Source organism: Neobacillus sp. B4I6 (assembly GCF_050434045.1).
Classification (GTDB): domain Bacteria; phylum Bacillota; class Bacilli; order Bacillales; family Cytobacillaceae; genus Neobacillus.
Map to the genome: position 1 here is coordinate 1167675 of NZ_JBNPWB010000002.1, position 14518 is coordinate 1182192.

Genomic DNA, 14518 nt, shown 5'->3' on the forward strand with positions numbered 1-14518 from the left:
GCATCGGTACTGGAGTTATAGGGGATTCAATAATATTAGAAATAATATTTGAAGGCTTACGATGGCTATTGGATAAGCTTCCATATTGGGTTACCCGAATATTATTTCTTTCACTTGCATTTTATTGTTTTTATTGGAGTTATAGATTGTTCACAGATTAAAAACTACTTTACTTCAATAAGGAGTAAGGCTTTTTTACTGCACTAACGTAGCAGTTTAGTTGAATAAAGATGTTATAATTTAATCAAATAATAAAGCATTACTAAAGGTGATGGATAATGAAAAAGGTTCAGAAGGAAGTAACTTTAACACTTGAATACTTTCAAAATAAAGCAGATAAAACCAGTGGAATTTATGAGGGTGGAGTTGTTGATCCAAATATAGAGGGTTTAATCATAGATGTAACTAATGGTGAATCATTTGATTTTGAAGCTAATGAATTTGTTAGTAACGGCAAGTATGAAATACATTTAAGCGGAAATCGTGAAGCAATAAAGGAATTAGGCAAATATTTAATTGCTTTAGCTGACTACGAAACTGAAGACCCAAATTATCACGACCACTTTGATAATGTTCGTAATTCAAGCGGCAAGGAAATTGTAGATTTTGTTATTTATAAACCTAAAGAATGAGGTTCTTGTTCAACTAACGGGTAGCAATAGTTAAAGTTGAGATCGCTGCGGCGGTCATTTTGCTTGTTCAGTTAACGGGGCAGGTTTATGTAAGTTGGTATGTTATACTTAATTTACCAATTTCAATTTTGGAGGATAATTATTAATGGCGGACATTTCTATTTTACTTGCATTCGGTGGAGGTGCATTAACTTTTATATCGCCTTGTGTATTTCCTCTTTATCCTGCATTTTTATCGTATATTACGGGAATGAGTGTAACAGAGATACAAAGTGGTGAATTAAAAGGACAACGTAAGGCAATTTTTCATACACTTTTCTTTTTGTTTGGATTTTCAATAATTTATTTAGTGCTTGGATTCGGAACAACAGGAAGTGCGAGTTTATTAGAGACTTGGTATTTTCAATATGGAGATTTAATTCGACAAATTGGTGCTATTTTAATGATGGCCTTTGGATTGATTACTATTGGGTTACTCCAACCAAAGTTTTTGATGAAGGAGCATAAACTACACATTCGAAATAAACCAGCTGGCTATTTAGGATCAGTGGTAATTGGATTAGCTTTTGCAGTAGGTTGGACACCTTGTATGGGTCCAATTTTAGCAGCTACATTAGCACTTGTAGGTGCAAATCCATCACAGGGTCTATGGTATATGACAGCTTATGTTTTAGGTTTTAGTATTCCGTTTCTTTTAATGGCATTTTTCATTACTAAATTTTCGTGGTTAAAGAAATACAGTAGCACTGTAATGAAAATTGGCGGGGTAATAATGATAGTTATGGGAATTATTTTGTACTTTGATAAATTGACACTTATCAATTCATTATTACAACCCATATTCGGAGGTTTCCAAGGATTTTAGATGTATTCATATTGAACTAACGGGTGCAAGAGGTGAAGATGGAGCTGTCATTTTGACAGCTTTTCTTGTTCCACTAACGGGGCAGGTTAGTGGAATAACAATATGGAAAACATTCTTTATCTGTACAACGACTAGGAATTGTAACCAAAAAGTTTAATATAAATGAATGATGTACTATATTTTTGATAATAGTGGGTGAATTGGATGAGTCAAGATTTGGCGGATTTTTCAAATGAAATATCTTGGTTTTTTAGTGATAACGAAAAAATAGAAGTAATTGATGAAAAATCATTTATTTGTTCTAAAGAATTTGCAGAAAAGTTCCCTTCCTTAACAAAACTACTTAAAAAAGCAAGAATTACAAAAATCAAATATGAAAATCAAAATTATCAATTGTTTGGTTGGACAAACCAATCTTCCAAATCATTTGGTTGGCTTTGTTTAGAACCCAGAACAGAAGTTGAGATTGATAAGACACTTCATCCTGACCATATCCTCTTACTAAAAAATTTCGGTGGGATAACTGAAAGATGGAATGAACCTGAAGATACTTGGCTAATTAATTTAAATAACGTATTAACCTTTGAGGATACACAAATTGGATTTATTGGGTTTGAAGACTATTTTAATGAAATGTGTCAAGAAGAAGCGATAGAAGTAAAAGTAAAACCTGAAGAATTTATATCATTCGCTTTCGAAGCGAATGGAAATATTACAATGTACCACAAACAAACAGGCGAAGTTCTTATGTTTGCTGCTGACCACTTTTTTGATTTCATTACTCCATATGAAAACTATCCAGAATATACACTTTACAAAATCGACAATTGCAATACTTTTAGGGACTGGGTTGAAATAATTTCAGACCAATGGTTAAATCATATAAAAAATTAGATGGATAAAAATAAACAAAAAACAGTTTGACTATTGGTTGCCAAACTGTTTTTTTAGTTAATTTGGATGGTGTTTTTTAATAATTAAACCAAATACTTAAAAAGATTATTGTGAAGAAATGTACTTAAACTAAAGGGTGCAAGAGTTAAACAATGAGCGGCAGCGGTTGCTCTTTTATGGATCTCCTTCTTGTACTAACGGTGCAGGACTTGAAGAAGGATTTTAGCAAGGTGTAACAGAATATAACTAAAACAATTGCTAAAAAGGAGTAGAATTTTATGGATTTGGAGTATTTTCAATTTAGGTCAAGACACTATTAAGCTAACAGGTGCTTGAGTACAAGAAGCTAAGGCTGTTTCGACAGTCTTTTTCTTATTGCACTAACGATGCAGGTTAATTCAACAAGATAACTGGAAATATTATGGCATAATAAAGATAACATAGATATTAATGGGGGATTAGTTGTGGAATTTTTGGTTTTAATAATTGTTCTTATAATTTTGGGGTTCTTATTAGAAAAAATAATAAATAAATTACTTGGTGTAGAAATGAAAAAGATTTCGGAAACGTCTGGTAAAAATGTTGACCGATGGGGAAGAGGCATTATTTTAGTAATCTTTTTATGCACTCTTCCGTTTGTTATTACAAAGGACACAAATGTTATGAAGTGGGATTGGATTCTCTATTTAATTTTATTATTGGGTTTTCAGTCTATTCTTGAGTGGAAGTACCTGAAGAACTCAAAACAATATGTTACTACACTTATTCTTCTAATGTTAAGTGTAATTATTATGTATAATATAGAGTATTTTCTTCAATTATTTGGTTGGAGTAGTTTGCTAAACAGATAAGATATTGTGAAGGATTGTACTTAAAGTAACTGGTAGCCAAAGTTCAAAAAGGAGTTGCTGCGGCAGCTCCTTTTTATTATTGAGCTAACGGGGCAGGTGTGCGGCCGAGCCTAGGTCGTATCATATAGCGGGTGGGATTCCCGTCGAGTAAGAACTAGCCATTCGCTCGTAGCGAGTCTTGGAGGGCTAAAGGTAACTTTAGTCTTTAAGCGTAGACAGTTAGGTGGCGGGCCGAAAGCCAAATGGTTGAAGGGATTGAGCTCCATAATGTTAGTAAATCGAGAGGGCTGATGCTTTACCTGCAGCAGAAAGCTACATTTTATCCTTCGTTAGGGCAAGATGGATAAAACCTCTCTGGAGTCAGAGACCTTGGCACGTTACACATCGATATGATACGGCAACTCGGGAGACCCTACCGGTCTTTTCTTGTTAGAAGAGTATGGTATACAAGCGATAAAAAGCAAGGAGACCAAATGCTGTGTAGGGAGTCGGATAGCAGCGTAGTACCAATGAAGTTGGGTAATGCCGATGGAGGAAAGGCTAGCTACCAGTTATCGCCCTTACTAGGGAAACATTTACTACACTCAGAGGTAGGGATAAATGGAATCAAAACTACTAAGGATAGCAGAAGTAGCAAAATCTCAATCTAAGAGATTAGCTACATTTTGTGAATGGTAACTAGGAGGAGCCGTGTGCATTAATAGTGCAAGCACGGTTCTGTGAGGGGGGTGGAGTACAATCTACCGCAAGGTAGAAAGGCTCCCTTCTACTCGACTAGTTGAAGAAGAAATTATTCGTAAAATGGATATAATACAAATGAGATTTATTATATATAGGAGAGATAAAATTGATTTCATTTTTTAGAAAACAGTTTCTTGAAGATAGAATTAAACCTATACTGTTTTTACAGTTAATATTAGTAATCTGTGTAATCATTGTTTATTTACACACTTTTAATAGGATTGATTATTTCTATTCTGGGATTTTGAACATAATAGTAGGAGTAATTTTTTTATTAAATGGTATTGAGATTTACATTCTCAAAAAAGGTGGTTATTTTCTCTGGCTAATCTTATCTTTACTTTTTTTTGTGATGGCATCCGAGAAGCTGTTCTTTAACTAACGGGTGCAAGAGTTGAAGATTGGGTTGCTGCGGCAATCCCTTTTCTTATTCCACTAACGGGGCAGGTTAGTTGAAGAAAGATATTTATACCTTTTCCGATGTTAATGGAATAATAAATATCATTTGGCATATCTTTCAATTATGAGGGGGTGTCCAAAATTAGTAAAAAGTTTTTAGTAGGGATTGTCGTTTTTATTAGTTTAATTACGGTTTGTCTAATAGTAGTCAATATTACAAAAGATATACCTCAAGCAGGAGAAATATCCAATGGTACAAAGGAAAGCAAGAATTTAACCCAACTAATTAATGTAATGAAGGATGAGTTAAAGGATTACAAGGAAATTAGAGAAATAAAATCCCAGAAGGATAAAGTTTTGATAGCAACAACAATAGATAGTTCAAATGTGGATAATGCAGCAAAATTAGCTGACCAGATATGGGAGAAACTTATTCAATTACATAAACAAGATGTGGTTAGTTTCTCTTATTTTGTAGAGATTAATGATAAAGCAGGACAAGTTATATCAGGTATGCAATTTGAAAATTAGTAATAAGGTAATTCTTATGTTAGTGCGATTCTTTATTTTCCAAGAATCGCCTTTTTTATTTTCAAATAACAGTCAAGTGATTGGAACAACATCTGTATTTTGTTGATATAAATATACTATTAACAACATATTTATAATTACCGAACTATTCTATTAGCAATTGCAGAGTTTAACACCCTGAAACAATGATTGGGGTTGATTTTTTGTATAGGAATAAAAATGTAAATATAATAATTTTATTACTCCTTTGCTTACTAATAATAGTCATAATAAATGTTGTTCTTCACGTTAGAATTTACATAGTTTATACTTCGGGTGTCGGTCCTATTTTTTTAATTTTTCTTATCATTTCTCTAATTGTATTACTTTATTTTAAAGGATAAACAGGCAGTATACATATTGTGAAGCATTACACTTAAACTAACGGGTGCTTGAATTGAACAACAAATCTACTGTTTCGGCAGTCCTTTTTCCTTAACCGATTGACATTAAAGACGGCTTTTCTTATTGCACTAAAGAGGCATTTTAGTGCAATATTAAACAAATAATAAATTAATAATATTCCATTTGGGATTTGTGACTATTTTTAGTAATATTAAATCATTACCTTTGATTAAGAAAAAACAAAAATCGGAATATGGTGATATATTTTGGCAGGTAAGTTAATTAGCCTGTTCATTTCAATAACAGGTAAAGTTGGTATATCTTTATTAAACAAAATAAACAGTTTTAAAGGAAGACGGCAAACTGGTTGGACATTGTATGCCTCAGTGGAGGAAGTTTATCAAGGAGAAGAAAAGGAATATCCTTTTGAATGGATTGAGGAAATTGCTAAGGGGGACTTTGACAGTCTATTTGAGGATGAAGACGATGAAGAAGATTTTTATAATAGGATGAGAAACCAAAGTGTCAGATTAATTAAATCCGAAAAAAGTTTAAATGAAATTAGTGTGATTTGTTTCTTTTATGCAGCTCCTGAAGTGATACTAGAAGATCACCAATCTGTTCTGGTGTTCCAGGATATGAACCCGTGGTTGCAGGAAGTTATTATGAAAGAGTTGGTTCCCCACTATAAAGTTGTAAAGGAATTTTTTGTTCAGGGGAAATTTAAGGAAATACAGTTATCAGAGCTAAAAAAAGAATCAAAAGAATTGGTTAAGAGTTTGCTTTCCAAAGGATATTATCCTGTGGTATCAGATTTATATAGGGGTACCCAATCAGTGCAATCGACAGGACCAAGGAATCTTAAGTATTTTTTAATCAAAAAGGAATCAGTTAATCCATTAGAACTGAAAGAGAACAAGCGTATTCAGCAGTTTTTGTTGAATGAAAGTTTTCAAAAAAATAGACCATTTTTTTTAAAGCCAGTAGGCTGGAAGCTACAAGAAGATTTAAGGGATTCCATTACAATTCGTTCTTTTTACAACTTTGCCGAAAAAATCGTATTACTGGTAAATACAGTAGATGACAGTATCATAGGAATTTATATTTTTGGAGCAAAAGCGGATAGCTAACTAAAAGGGTGCGTTTATGTAATAAGCAGGAACGCTTTTTAACGGGCAGAATAGTTCAAGAAGAATGATATATTAAAATAAAAGCCTGTATCGTTATTACTTGGTAACGTAGATACAGGCTTTTACGTAGTAGTTACTGATGTGATAATAGCAATATCTGTACTTGGTATTTTTATCTATAGAGAACAGAAAAGAGACATAAAAGATAAGGAATAAAATATCAACTAACGGGTGTATATCTGAAATATTGGTACGGGAGCATCTTTTTTGTTTATTGCACTAACGTAAGCAGGTTAATGGAAGAAGGTTATTTCGTGAATTTGTAGAATATTACCATAATCAAATGAATTGGTGGTTGATTCTAATGGACATTAGATTAGACAAAGCAACAAATACTGATGCAAAAATTATTTATGATATTCAGGTAAATGCTTTTGTGCCACTGTTGGACAAATATAAGGATTACAATACAAATCCAGCAAATGAACCCATAGAAAGAGTAATTACGAGAATAAATAACCCTAACGGTGGGTTTTATAAAATTTTAGTCGATAACATCCTTGTAGGTGCAATCTGTGTATTTTGGAAAGAAGAAGTACAATTTTGGATAAGTCCAATGTTTATTCTTCCTGAATATCAAGGGAAAGGGATTGCTCAGAAGGCTATAGCTTTAATTGAAGAAATGTTTCCAAAAGCAATTAGTTGGGAATTAGCTACAATTTTAGAGGAAGAACTTAATTGTTATTTATACGAAAAAATGGGATACGAAAAAACGAGTGTTAGTAAGAAATTAAATGAAAATGCAACCCTAATTTTTTATAAAAAGATTTGTTGAAAATTTACTACCTAATTCATCTAACGGGTGCAAGAGTTGAAGATCAGGGCTGTCATTCAGGCAGCTTTTTATTATTGTACTAAAGAAGCAGTTTAGTTGAAGAAGCATTGTGAGAGATAGAAATTGATACTAAAGGGGGAAGACAGTATGGAAAATGAACAATTAAAAATTTTTGATGAATACAGAAATCAAATAGGTGTTGCTACTCGTGCAGATGTACATAGACTTGGATATTGGCAAGAAGCTTTTCACTGTTGGTTTATTAGTAAAGAAAAGGGGGCTGATTATCTTTATTTACAACTCCGTAGTGATACAAAAAAGGACTATCCAAATCTTTTGGATATTACGGCTGCTGGGCATTTACTGGATAATGAGACTGTTCAAGAAGGTGTAAGAGAGATTAAGGAAGAAGTTGGGATTGATATTTCCTTTCAGGAATTAATACCGTTAGGAATAATAGCTTACTGTGTAATAGAAGAAAATTTTATAGATAAGGAATTAGCAAACGTATTTTTGTATAAAAGTGAGAAATCTTTTGATGACTTTACTCTTCAAGAAGAAGAAGTTGCAGGGATTGTGAAAGTTGAATTTAACCATTTTGTTGAACTTTGGTTCGGTGAACGAGAAACAATCAGGATAAGAGGATTTAAAATAAAACAAGATGGCAATAAAACTTTAATTGATGAGAATGTAGGAAGGGATAAATTTGTACCTCATCAATTAAAGTTTTATAAGACTGTTATTCAAAGAATTAAAGAAAAAATTTAATTGCCAAACCTTCTTCAGCTAACGGGTGCGATTGTTCAACAAGAACACTCGCTTCTTGTGCTAACGGGCAGGTTAATTCAATAATACATCCTTTTAATGAGTTAACATATTTCATATAATAATACTATTATATACATATTTATTCATTTGATAGGGGGAAGGTCTGTGAATTTGGTTTGTGAGTCTGAAAAATTAGATGATTATTTACTCGAATTAAATGAAGTTAATTATACTAATCCAATTATAAAAAAGAAAGCAGATGAACTTTTCAATCCATTTCAAACGGAAATTGAAAAAGCTAAAGTGGCTTTTGAATTTGTTCGTGATGAAATTTCTCATTCTTGGGATATTCAATCGAACCGAGTTACTTGTAATGCTTCGGATGTATTAGACTCTAAAGAGGGAATTTGCTATGCAAAATCACACCTATTAGCGTCTTTATTGCGTTCGCAGGGAATACCAACAGGTTTTTGTTATCAAAGGTTAATGTTGTTTGATACTCCAGAAAAAGGGTATTGTATTCACGCTTTAAATGCTATCTTCTTTAAATCACTTAATAAATGGATTAGGGTAGATTCTCGTGGAAATAAAAAGGGAATTGATGCCCAGTTTTCAATCGAAGAGGAAAATTTAGCTTTTCCAATTAACGAAGAATTTGATGAAGAGGATTATCCAGTTATCTATGTTAAGCCTCATCCCAAAACAGTGGCTGTTTTAGAAGAATATACGAATGCATTAGAAATGTATAAACATCACTTACCAGAAAGTTTGTAGTTATTTCGCTAACGAGTACATTACTTGCATTACTTAATGATCCGGTTGCCATTAAAGGCGGCTTTTTTTATTGTACCAACGGTGCAGTATTATTGAATTGAAATTTTTAGTATAAAATTCACCTGACCAACCATTATTTGGATTATAATTACTATGGAAATTCAAATGAAACGAGGGATATGATTGGAACTTCTATCAATTGAAAAACAATTTGCAGATGCTTTAAAATCCGTTGCTCGAAATTTAGAAATAAAGGAGTATATTCAGCAATCTTCTGAACTTTATCCATTATTTCAAAGTGCTGCTAAAAGGTTTGTGACAGGTGAATCAAGAGAAGATGGATTATCTAATGGTGATTTACTTATCAATAAGGGTTACCGCATTTCGCTGGAATCTATCGGTGAGAATACTACAAACAAAGAGGAGTGCGTTCGAGCTAAAGATGAGTTTATAGCGTTGATGAAGGAATGTGGAAATCGTGGAATAAGTTCTCGTATTTCTTTTGATTTATCTCATATAGGTTTATCTGTTGATCCTGAACTTGCCTATCAAAACTTACTAGAGATGGCAAAAGAAGCACAATTTAATAATCTTTCTCTTATGATTAGTATGGAGGAATCGGCTAAAACGGATCAGATACTTTATTTATACAAAAGAGTTGTTGTCGAATATCCTAACGTTGGGATTACACTTCAAGCTCAACTGCATCGAACAATTGATGACCTTAATGAATTGCTTAATTATCCTGGGGCAATTCGTATTGTTAAAGGAGCATATCAAGAACCATCAGATATTTGTATCCCTCGTTCAGATGAGTTGGACCAACGTTATTTAGATTTAGTAGATTTATGTGTTAAAGCCGGCCACCAGGTTTCAGTTGCTTCTCACGATGAAGCTATATATAAACAGATTGTGGAGTGTGGTTATTTACAAAATACGTATGTGGAAGCAGAAATGTTATACGGAATTCGTCCTGAACTCTGTAAACAACTTAAAGACAAGGGGTTACCTGTTCGGGTTTATTTAACATATGGTGTGGAGTGGTATCTATACCTTACTCATAGAATAGCAGAATATCCACCAAACATTTATGTAGCAATTACGGATATGATTCGTGGAGAAGGAAACTCTTCTCAATTTTACTAAATTAGAATGTGAAAAAATCTAATTGAACTAAAGTGTACGATTCTTCAATAAAGAAGGATCGTTTTTCTTCTTCAGCTAACGGGGCAGTTTAGTTTAACAGCAAGTGGTAAAATTGAATATGAAAAACTCAGAAGGAGTGATTAAAAGAAATGGACCTTAAATTACTAAAAAAGTTATTAGAAACTGATGATTTAAAAGAAGTGGAACATTTGTTAGATGTAGTTGGAACTGAACAGGTCAAAGAAGCTATTCCACTCCTTGTAGAATTTTTTAAAAGTACGAATAACCATCAACTAAGAAATCAAATTGCATTGTGCCTTAGTGATATTGGCAACAATGAAGTAGTAAAACCAATAATAGATATAATTAACAATCCTAAGACTTTAGGCAATAGAGGTACACTTCTTTACTCTCTTAAACCGTTCGATTGTTCCGAACATCTTGATTCTTTGGTTCATCATTTGATAACGGGAATTTTTGAAGTCCAAGCTGAGGTATTTCAACTTATCGAAGCAATGAATGGTAGATTCCCAAAGAAAATGTTATTAAAAAGTATCGAAACGCTTAAAGATGAACTATCTGAATTAGAACGTAAACAGAATGTACTTTCAGATACTTTAGAACGCCTCTACTCATTCAAAAAGAATTAATTTGCTATATATCCTATTCAGCTAACGGGTGCGATACTTCAATAACGGAGGTCGCTTTTTTCTTGTTCAGCTAACGGGCAGGTTAGTTCAACAAGGAAATCAGCTATAATGGAACTAATAATACAGTTGAAGTTTATGTGAAATCAGGTGAAAAAATGGATATTTTAATTAATTCTAGCGATGTCGATTTTTCGACTTTCTATGGTCAAAAGGTTACTGAGGTAACTCTAGTTGGGGCAGAGCTAATAAACGTTGAATTTGAGAATGGCAATTTAAATGTGAAATGTCCTTGGAGATTAAGAACTAGGGACGGCATTTTAGTAGGTTCTACGGAACAACGAGGAATCGGTTTTCTATCCACTTTAAAAAAGCATTTATTAGAGATTCCAATTACGAATATTTATCACTTTGAACCAACGGAAGATTTGGTAATTGAATTTAATAAAGAATTGTATTTAGACTTATTTGCTGAGTCAACATCTTTTGAACAGTATCAATTGTATGAAGGGAAAAGACTGTTTTTGATTGGTAAATGAACGATGTTCATCAACTAACGGGTGCAATAGTTGAATAAGAGATTGTAAAAAAACAAAAAAGCGAAACCACCTTTTGAACAAAAAGGATTCGCTTTTTTGCTTCTTCCTAAAGAAAGGAGTATAAATTGGGTTTATATTTCCTTATTAGTACCTAACACTAGTTTTTGTCTGTAACAGCCCCAAGAGTAGTTGCTTTTATAAATTTCTGACCTTTTAAAGATTTTACGTTTTCAGATGTTCCAGTTACGACAACACCAATGATCTTTACATCTCTTTTCATTGGTTTCTTTTTATCCTTTCTCAAATTATCGTAGATTCTTTTATATTCGTTATAGTATTTGCCTTTAACATTTAAGCCAGTTTCAATTGAAGATAAAAATTCCTGTTCACTCACTTTTCTGTTTTCAATACCAGGTCCAAAACCATAAACCATATCAGTTGATTCCGGTATTTTATCTCCATCAAATAAATTTTCTGTTTTATGCAATTCCTTCTCAGAATAAGTGTCTACCCAAAACCAAACCGGTTGAACATTTGATGGCAACATTTTCTTAATTTCTTCAAGTGAGTATTTTTGATCAAAAGAAATTCCCATTTCAACTAGACTTTGATTGTCCATCCCCTCAAGCAGTGGTAGATCATTTATATATTTTCCATAATCAATTGCTGGATGATAAAATAGCATCTCTCTTTGACCAGTTTGAGAGTTGTAGGGTATATAATAACTTAACTTTTCTTTCTGTGTTAAAGGATGATTAATTTGAATTGGTGAGTAATTCCCAGGGAATTGTGAAAAATTACCCAAAATATTAAACTTAAAAGTATTATTATTCCATATTACTGGTTTACCTTCAATAACCTTATAGGTATGATAAACAAGTGAACCATTGAATAATCCGAAGTTTTGTTGGTATCCCGATTCATATATATTTGGACCAGTAATCTCCTTAAACAATGAAATATCGCGTAAGGCATCATTTCCACTTTTGTAGAGCAGCTGTAAGTTTCCTATATATCCAACTATGAGAATTAGTAATGAAACAATTAAAGAGATTATGGTGTTTCTAAGGATTGTTTTCCGTCTAGCTTTTTTTACTAGTGTTGTTAGATCTCCAACTTCGTTGGTACTAAATTTTTCATCATTCATATTTTTTTTCCCTCCGATATATTTTTTGGAACTGTTTTCTCGCCCTGAATAAATAAGTCTTTACTAATCCCTCTTTGACATCGAGCAAACTAGATATTTCTTTATAAGATAAATCCAATTCATATTTCAAAATGAGAAGTTGCTTATGTATTGGGGTTAATTGTTCTAATACGTGTTCAATTTCCTCTCGAATTTCTTTCTGGATTAATAAGTCTTCCGGAATTCCAGAGTCTTCAATAATTACCGATTCAATTGGAACCTCAATCCTCTTTTTCTTTCTGCATAGGTCGTAATATCGATTCAAAGCCACTTTAAAAAGCCAAGCAGAAAACTTCTCAGGATCAATTGAGTCAATGTATAAAATCCCTTTATAGATGGTTTCTTGAACTATATCTTCTGCGTCATTTCGGTCTGCTCCAAGGCGAATTAAATATCTGTTTAGTTGTTTCATTTTTTCCTGAATTAGTTGATACATCATTTCATTAAGCACCTTAAACCTCCTTTCACTTGTATAACGATTGAAAAACTGAAATGTTAACAAATAAACACAAGATTTATATTTTATGGGTTTAAGTCCTTAGCTACATACAATAAGAATAGCAAAAAAGCTATCGGTACAAAGGGTTTTCATAGCCTAAAGTTATGGGTTATTTTTAAGCAAATACATTTTCATCCAAGGGGCTTTTATTAACAAGGAGTTTGTGCAGTAATGTACTTAAACTAATGAAGCAGTTTAGTTTAACAGCAAGTGGTAAAATTGAATATGAAAAACTCAGAAGGAGTGATTAAAAGGAATGGACCTTAAATTACTAAAAAAGTTATTAGAAACTGATGATTTAAAAGAAGTGGAACATTTGTTAGATGTAATTGGAACTGAACAGGTCAAAGAAGCCATTCCACTCCTTGTAGAATTTTTTAAAAGGACAAATAACCATCAACTAAGAAATCAAATTGCATTGTGCCTTAGTGATATTGGCAACAAACAAGTAGTAAAACCAATAATAGATATGATTAACAATCCTAAGACTTTAGGCAATAGAGGTACACTTCTTTACTCTCTTAAACCGTTCGATTGTTCCGAACATCTTGATTCTTTGGTTCATCATTTGATAACGGGAAATTTTGAAGTCCAAGCTGAGGTATTTCAACTTATCGAAGCAATGAATGGTAGATTCCCAAAGAAAATGTTATTAAAAAGTATCGAAACGCTTAAAGATGAACTATCTGAATTAGAACGTAAACAGAATGTACTTTCAGATACTTTAGAACGCCTCTACTCATTCAAAAAGAATTAATTTGCTATATATCCTATTCAGCTAACGGGTGCATTACTGGAACAACGGTAACGCTTTTTTCTTGTTCCACAAACGGAGCAGTATACTTGAATAGGAATGGTAAAATGAAAGAAATACAGATCTATTAATAGGAGAGTAAAATGAATATTAGGAAACTCAACAAAGATGAAAAACCTCCAATGAAATTGTTGTTATTAGCTGACCCTTCGAAAGTGATTGTTGAGGAATATGTAAATAGGGGTGAATGTTTTGTAGCTGAAAATCAACAGCAAATTATTGGGGTTTATGTATTACTTCCCACAAGACCTGAAACGGTAGAGTTAATAAATATTGCAGTTGCTGATACTCAACAGGGTAAAGGGATAGGAAAGCAGTTATTGAAAGATGCTATTCGAACAGCTAAGTTAAGTGGTTACAAAACGATTGAAATTGGTACTGGAAATTCAAGTATAGGACAGCTTTTTCTTTATCAAAAATGTGGTTTTAGGATTATTGGTGTAGACATTGACTTTTTTGTTAGGCACTATCCAGAAGAGATTTTTGAAAACGGGATACATTGTAGGGATATGGTTCGATTATCTCAAGATTTATTAGTTTAAATAAAATTCTTCTTCAACGACCGGGTAACACTTTACTTCAACTAAGGAGTAGAGCCTTTTCTTATTCCATTAACCTGACCTTATATACAGTATCAAACTAAATAGATTGCTAGAATGCACCCTTTCTTTGTTAATATAAAATCATAGATAAGTGGTTAAGGACTTGACTTGGACCCTCTGTGGGTACTATTCGTCTTGAAAGGCTGAAGCAGTTGTTTCATCAGGCAACCAAGCCCATCATACCCACCCCTACAAGTAAAGTCCTATGTTTGTTAACGTTGAAAACTATAAATACTTACTGTAGATAATGCTTCTACAAAGATAGAATACTTGCATTTTTG

General features: G+C 32.8%; 16 protein-coding genes. 14 read left to right on the forward strand and 2 right to left on the reverse strand.

All coding sequences use genetic code 11. The features are described from left to right. Positions 1-278 precede the first annotated feature (278 nt). From QF028_RS07885 to QF028_RS07940, 12 genes are all read left to right on the forward strand, one after another. Positions 279-632, forward strand: a complete 354-nt coding sequence (locus QF028_RS07885; RefSeq protein ID WP_429464747.1) for an Imm32 family immunity protein — start codon at positions 279-281, stop codon at positions 630-632. A 145-nt stretch (positions 633-777) separates the two neighbouring features. After that, positions 778-1497 carry a cytochrome c biogenesis CcdA family protein gene (locus QF028_RS07890; RefSeq protein WP_429464748.1) on the forward strand — a complete coding sequence of 240 codons (720 nt, stop codon included), beginning with the start codon at positions 778-780 and terminating at the stop codon, positions 1495-1497. A gap of 204 nt (positions 1498-1701) precedes the next feature. Continuing rightward, positions 1702-2391, forward strand: coding sequence for a hypothetical protein (locus QF028_RS07895; protein WP_429464749.1), 690 nt, complete (start codon positions 1702-1704; stop codon positions 2389-2391). Positions 2392-2855: 464 nt separating this feature from the next. Continuing rightward, a complete protein-coding gene (locus QF028_RS07900; RefSeq protein ID WP_429464750.1) occupies positions 2856-3242 on the forward strand; it encodes a DUF4181 domain-containing protein in 387 nt (128 codons plus the stop codon). A gap of 1272 nt (positions 3243-4514) precedes the next feature. Beyond that, positions 4515-4913, forward strand: coding sequence for a hypothetical protein (locus QF028_RS07905; protein WP_429464751.1), 399 nt, complete (start codon positions 4515-4517; stop codon positions 4911-4913). A 650-nt stretch (positions 4914-5563) separates the two neighbouring features. Next, positions 5564-6427, forward strand: coding sequence for a hypothetical protein (locus QF028_RS07910; protein WP_429464752.1), 864 nt, complete (start codon positions 5564-5566; stop codon positions 6425-6427). A gap of 364 nt (positions 6428-6791) precedes the next feature. Next, entirely contained in the window at positions 6792-7262 is a 471-nt protein-coding gene (locus QF028_RS07915) for a GNAT family N-acetyltransferase (protein WP_429464753.1), read from the forward strand. Positions 7263-7409: 147 nt separating this feature from the next. Continuing rightward, positions 7410-8030, forward strand: a complete 621-nt coding sequence (locus tag QF028_RS07920; RefSeq protein ID WP_429464754.1) for an NUDIX hydrolase — start codon at positions 7410-7412, stop codon at positions 8028-8030. A gap of 165 nt (positions 8031-8195) precedes the next feature. Then, positions 8196-8804, forward strand: coding sequence for a transglutaminase-like domain-containing protein (locus QF028_RS07925; protein ID WP_429464755.1), 609 nt, complete (start codon positions 8196-8198; stop codon positions 8802-8804). Positions 8805-8987: 183 nt separating this feature from the next. Continuing rightward, entirely contained in the window at positions 8988-9950 is a 963-nt protein-coding gene (locus QF028_RS07930; protein ID WP_429464756.1) for a proline dehydrogenase family protein, read from the forward strand. A 149-nt stretch (positions 9951-10099) separates the two neighbouring features. After that, positions 10100-10600, forward strand: coding sequence for a HEAT repeat domain-containing protein (locus QF028_RS07935; RefSeq protein ID WP_429464757.1), 501 nt, complete (start codon positions 10100-10102; stop codon positions 10598-10600). A 155-nt stretch (positions 10601-10755) separates the two neighbouring features. Beyond that, complete coding sequence (locus QF028_RS07940; protein WP_429464758.1) at positions 10756-11136, forward strand: hypothetical protein; 381 nt, start codon at positions 10756-10758, stop codon at positions 11134-11136. A gap of 157 nt (positions 11137-11293) precedes the next feature. Here the strand turns inward: QF028_RS07940 and QF028_RS07945 are convergent, their stop codons facing one another. Together QF028_RS07945 and QF028_RS07950 are read right to left on the reverse strand one after the other, a co-directional pair. Next, positions 11294-12283, reverse strand: a complete 990-nt coding sequence (locus QF028_RS07945) for an anti sigma factor C-terminal domain-containing protein (protein ID WP_429464759.1) — start codon at positions 12281-12283, stop codon at positions 11294-11296. Next, positions 12276-12773 carry an RNA polymerase sigma factor gene (locus tag QF028_RS07950; RefSeq protein WP_429464760.1) on the reverse strand — a complete coding sequence of 166 codons (498 nt, stop codon included), beginning with the start codon at positions 12771-12773 and terminating at the stop codon, positions 12276-12278. The genes QF028_RS07945 and QF028_RS07950 overlap by 8 nt, the downstream gene beginning before the upstream one ends. A 304-nt stretch (positions 12774-13077) precedes the next feature. On the opposite strand from QF028_RS07950, the gene QF028_RS07955 reads away from it, so the two are divergent. Further along, on the forward strand, positions 13078-13578 hold the full coding sequence (locus QF028_RS07955) for a HEAT repeat domain-containing protein (RefSeq protein WP_429464761.1): 501 nt from the start codon (positions 13078-13080) through the stop codon (positions 13576-13578). 140 nt (positions 13579-13718) lie between these two features. Then, positions 13719-14177 (forward strand): GNAT family N-acetyltransferase, encoded by a 459-nt coding sequence (locus QF028_RS07960; RefSeq protein ID WP_429464762.1) that lies wholly within the window; start codon positions 13719-13721, stop codon positions 14175-14177. Positions 14178-14518 lie beyond the last annotated feature (341 nt).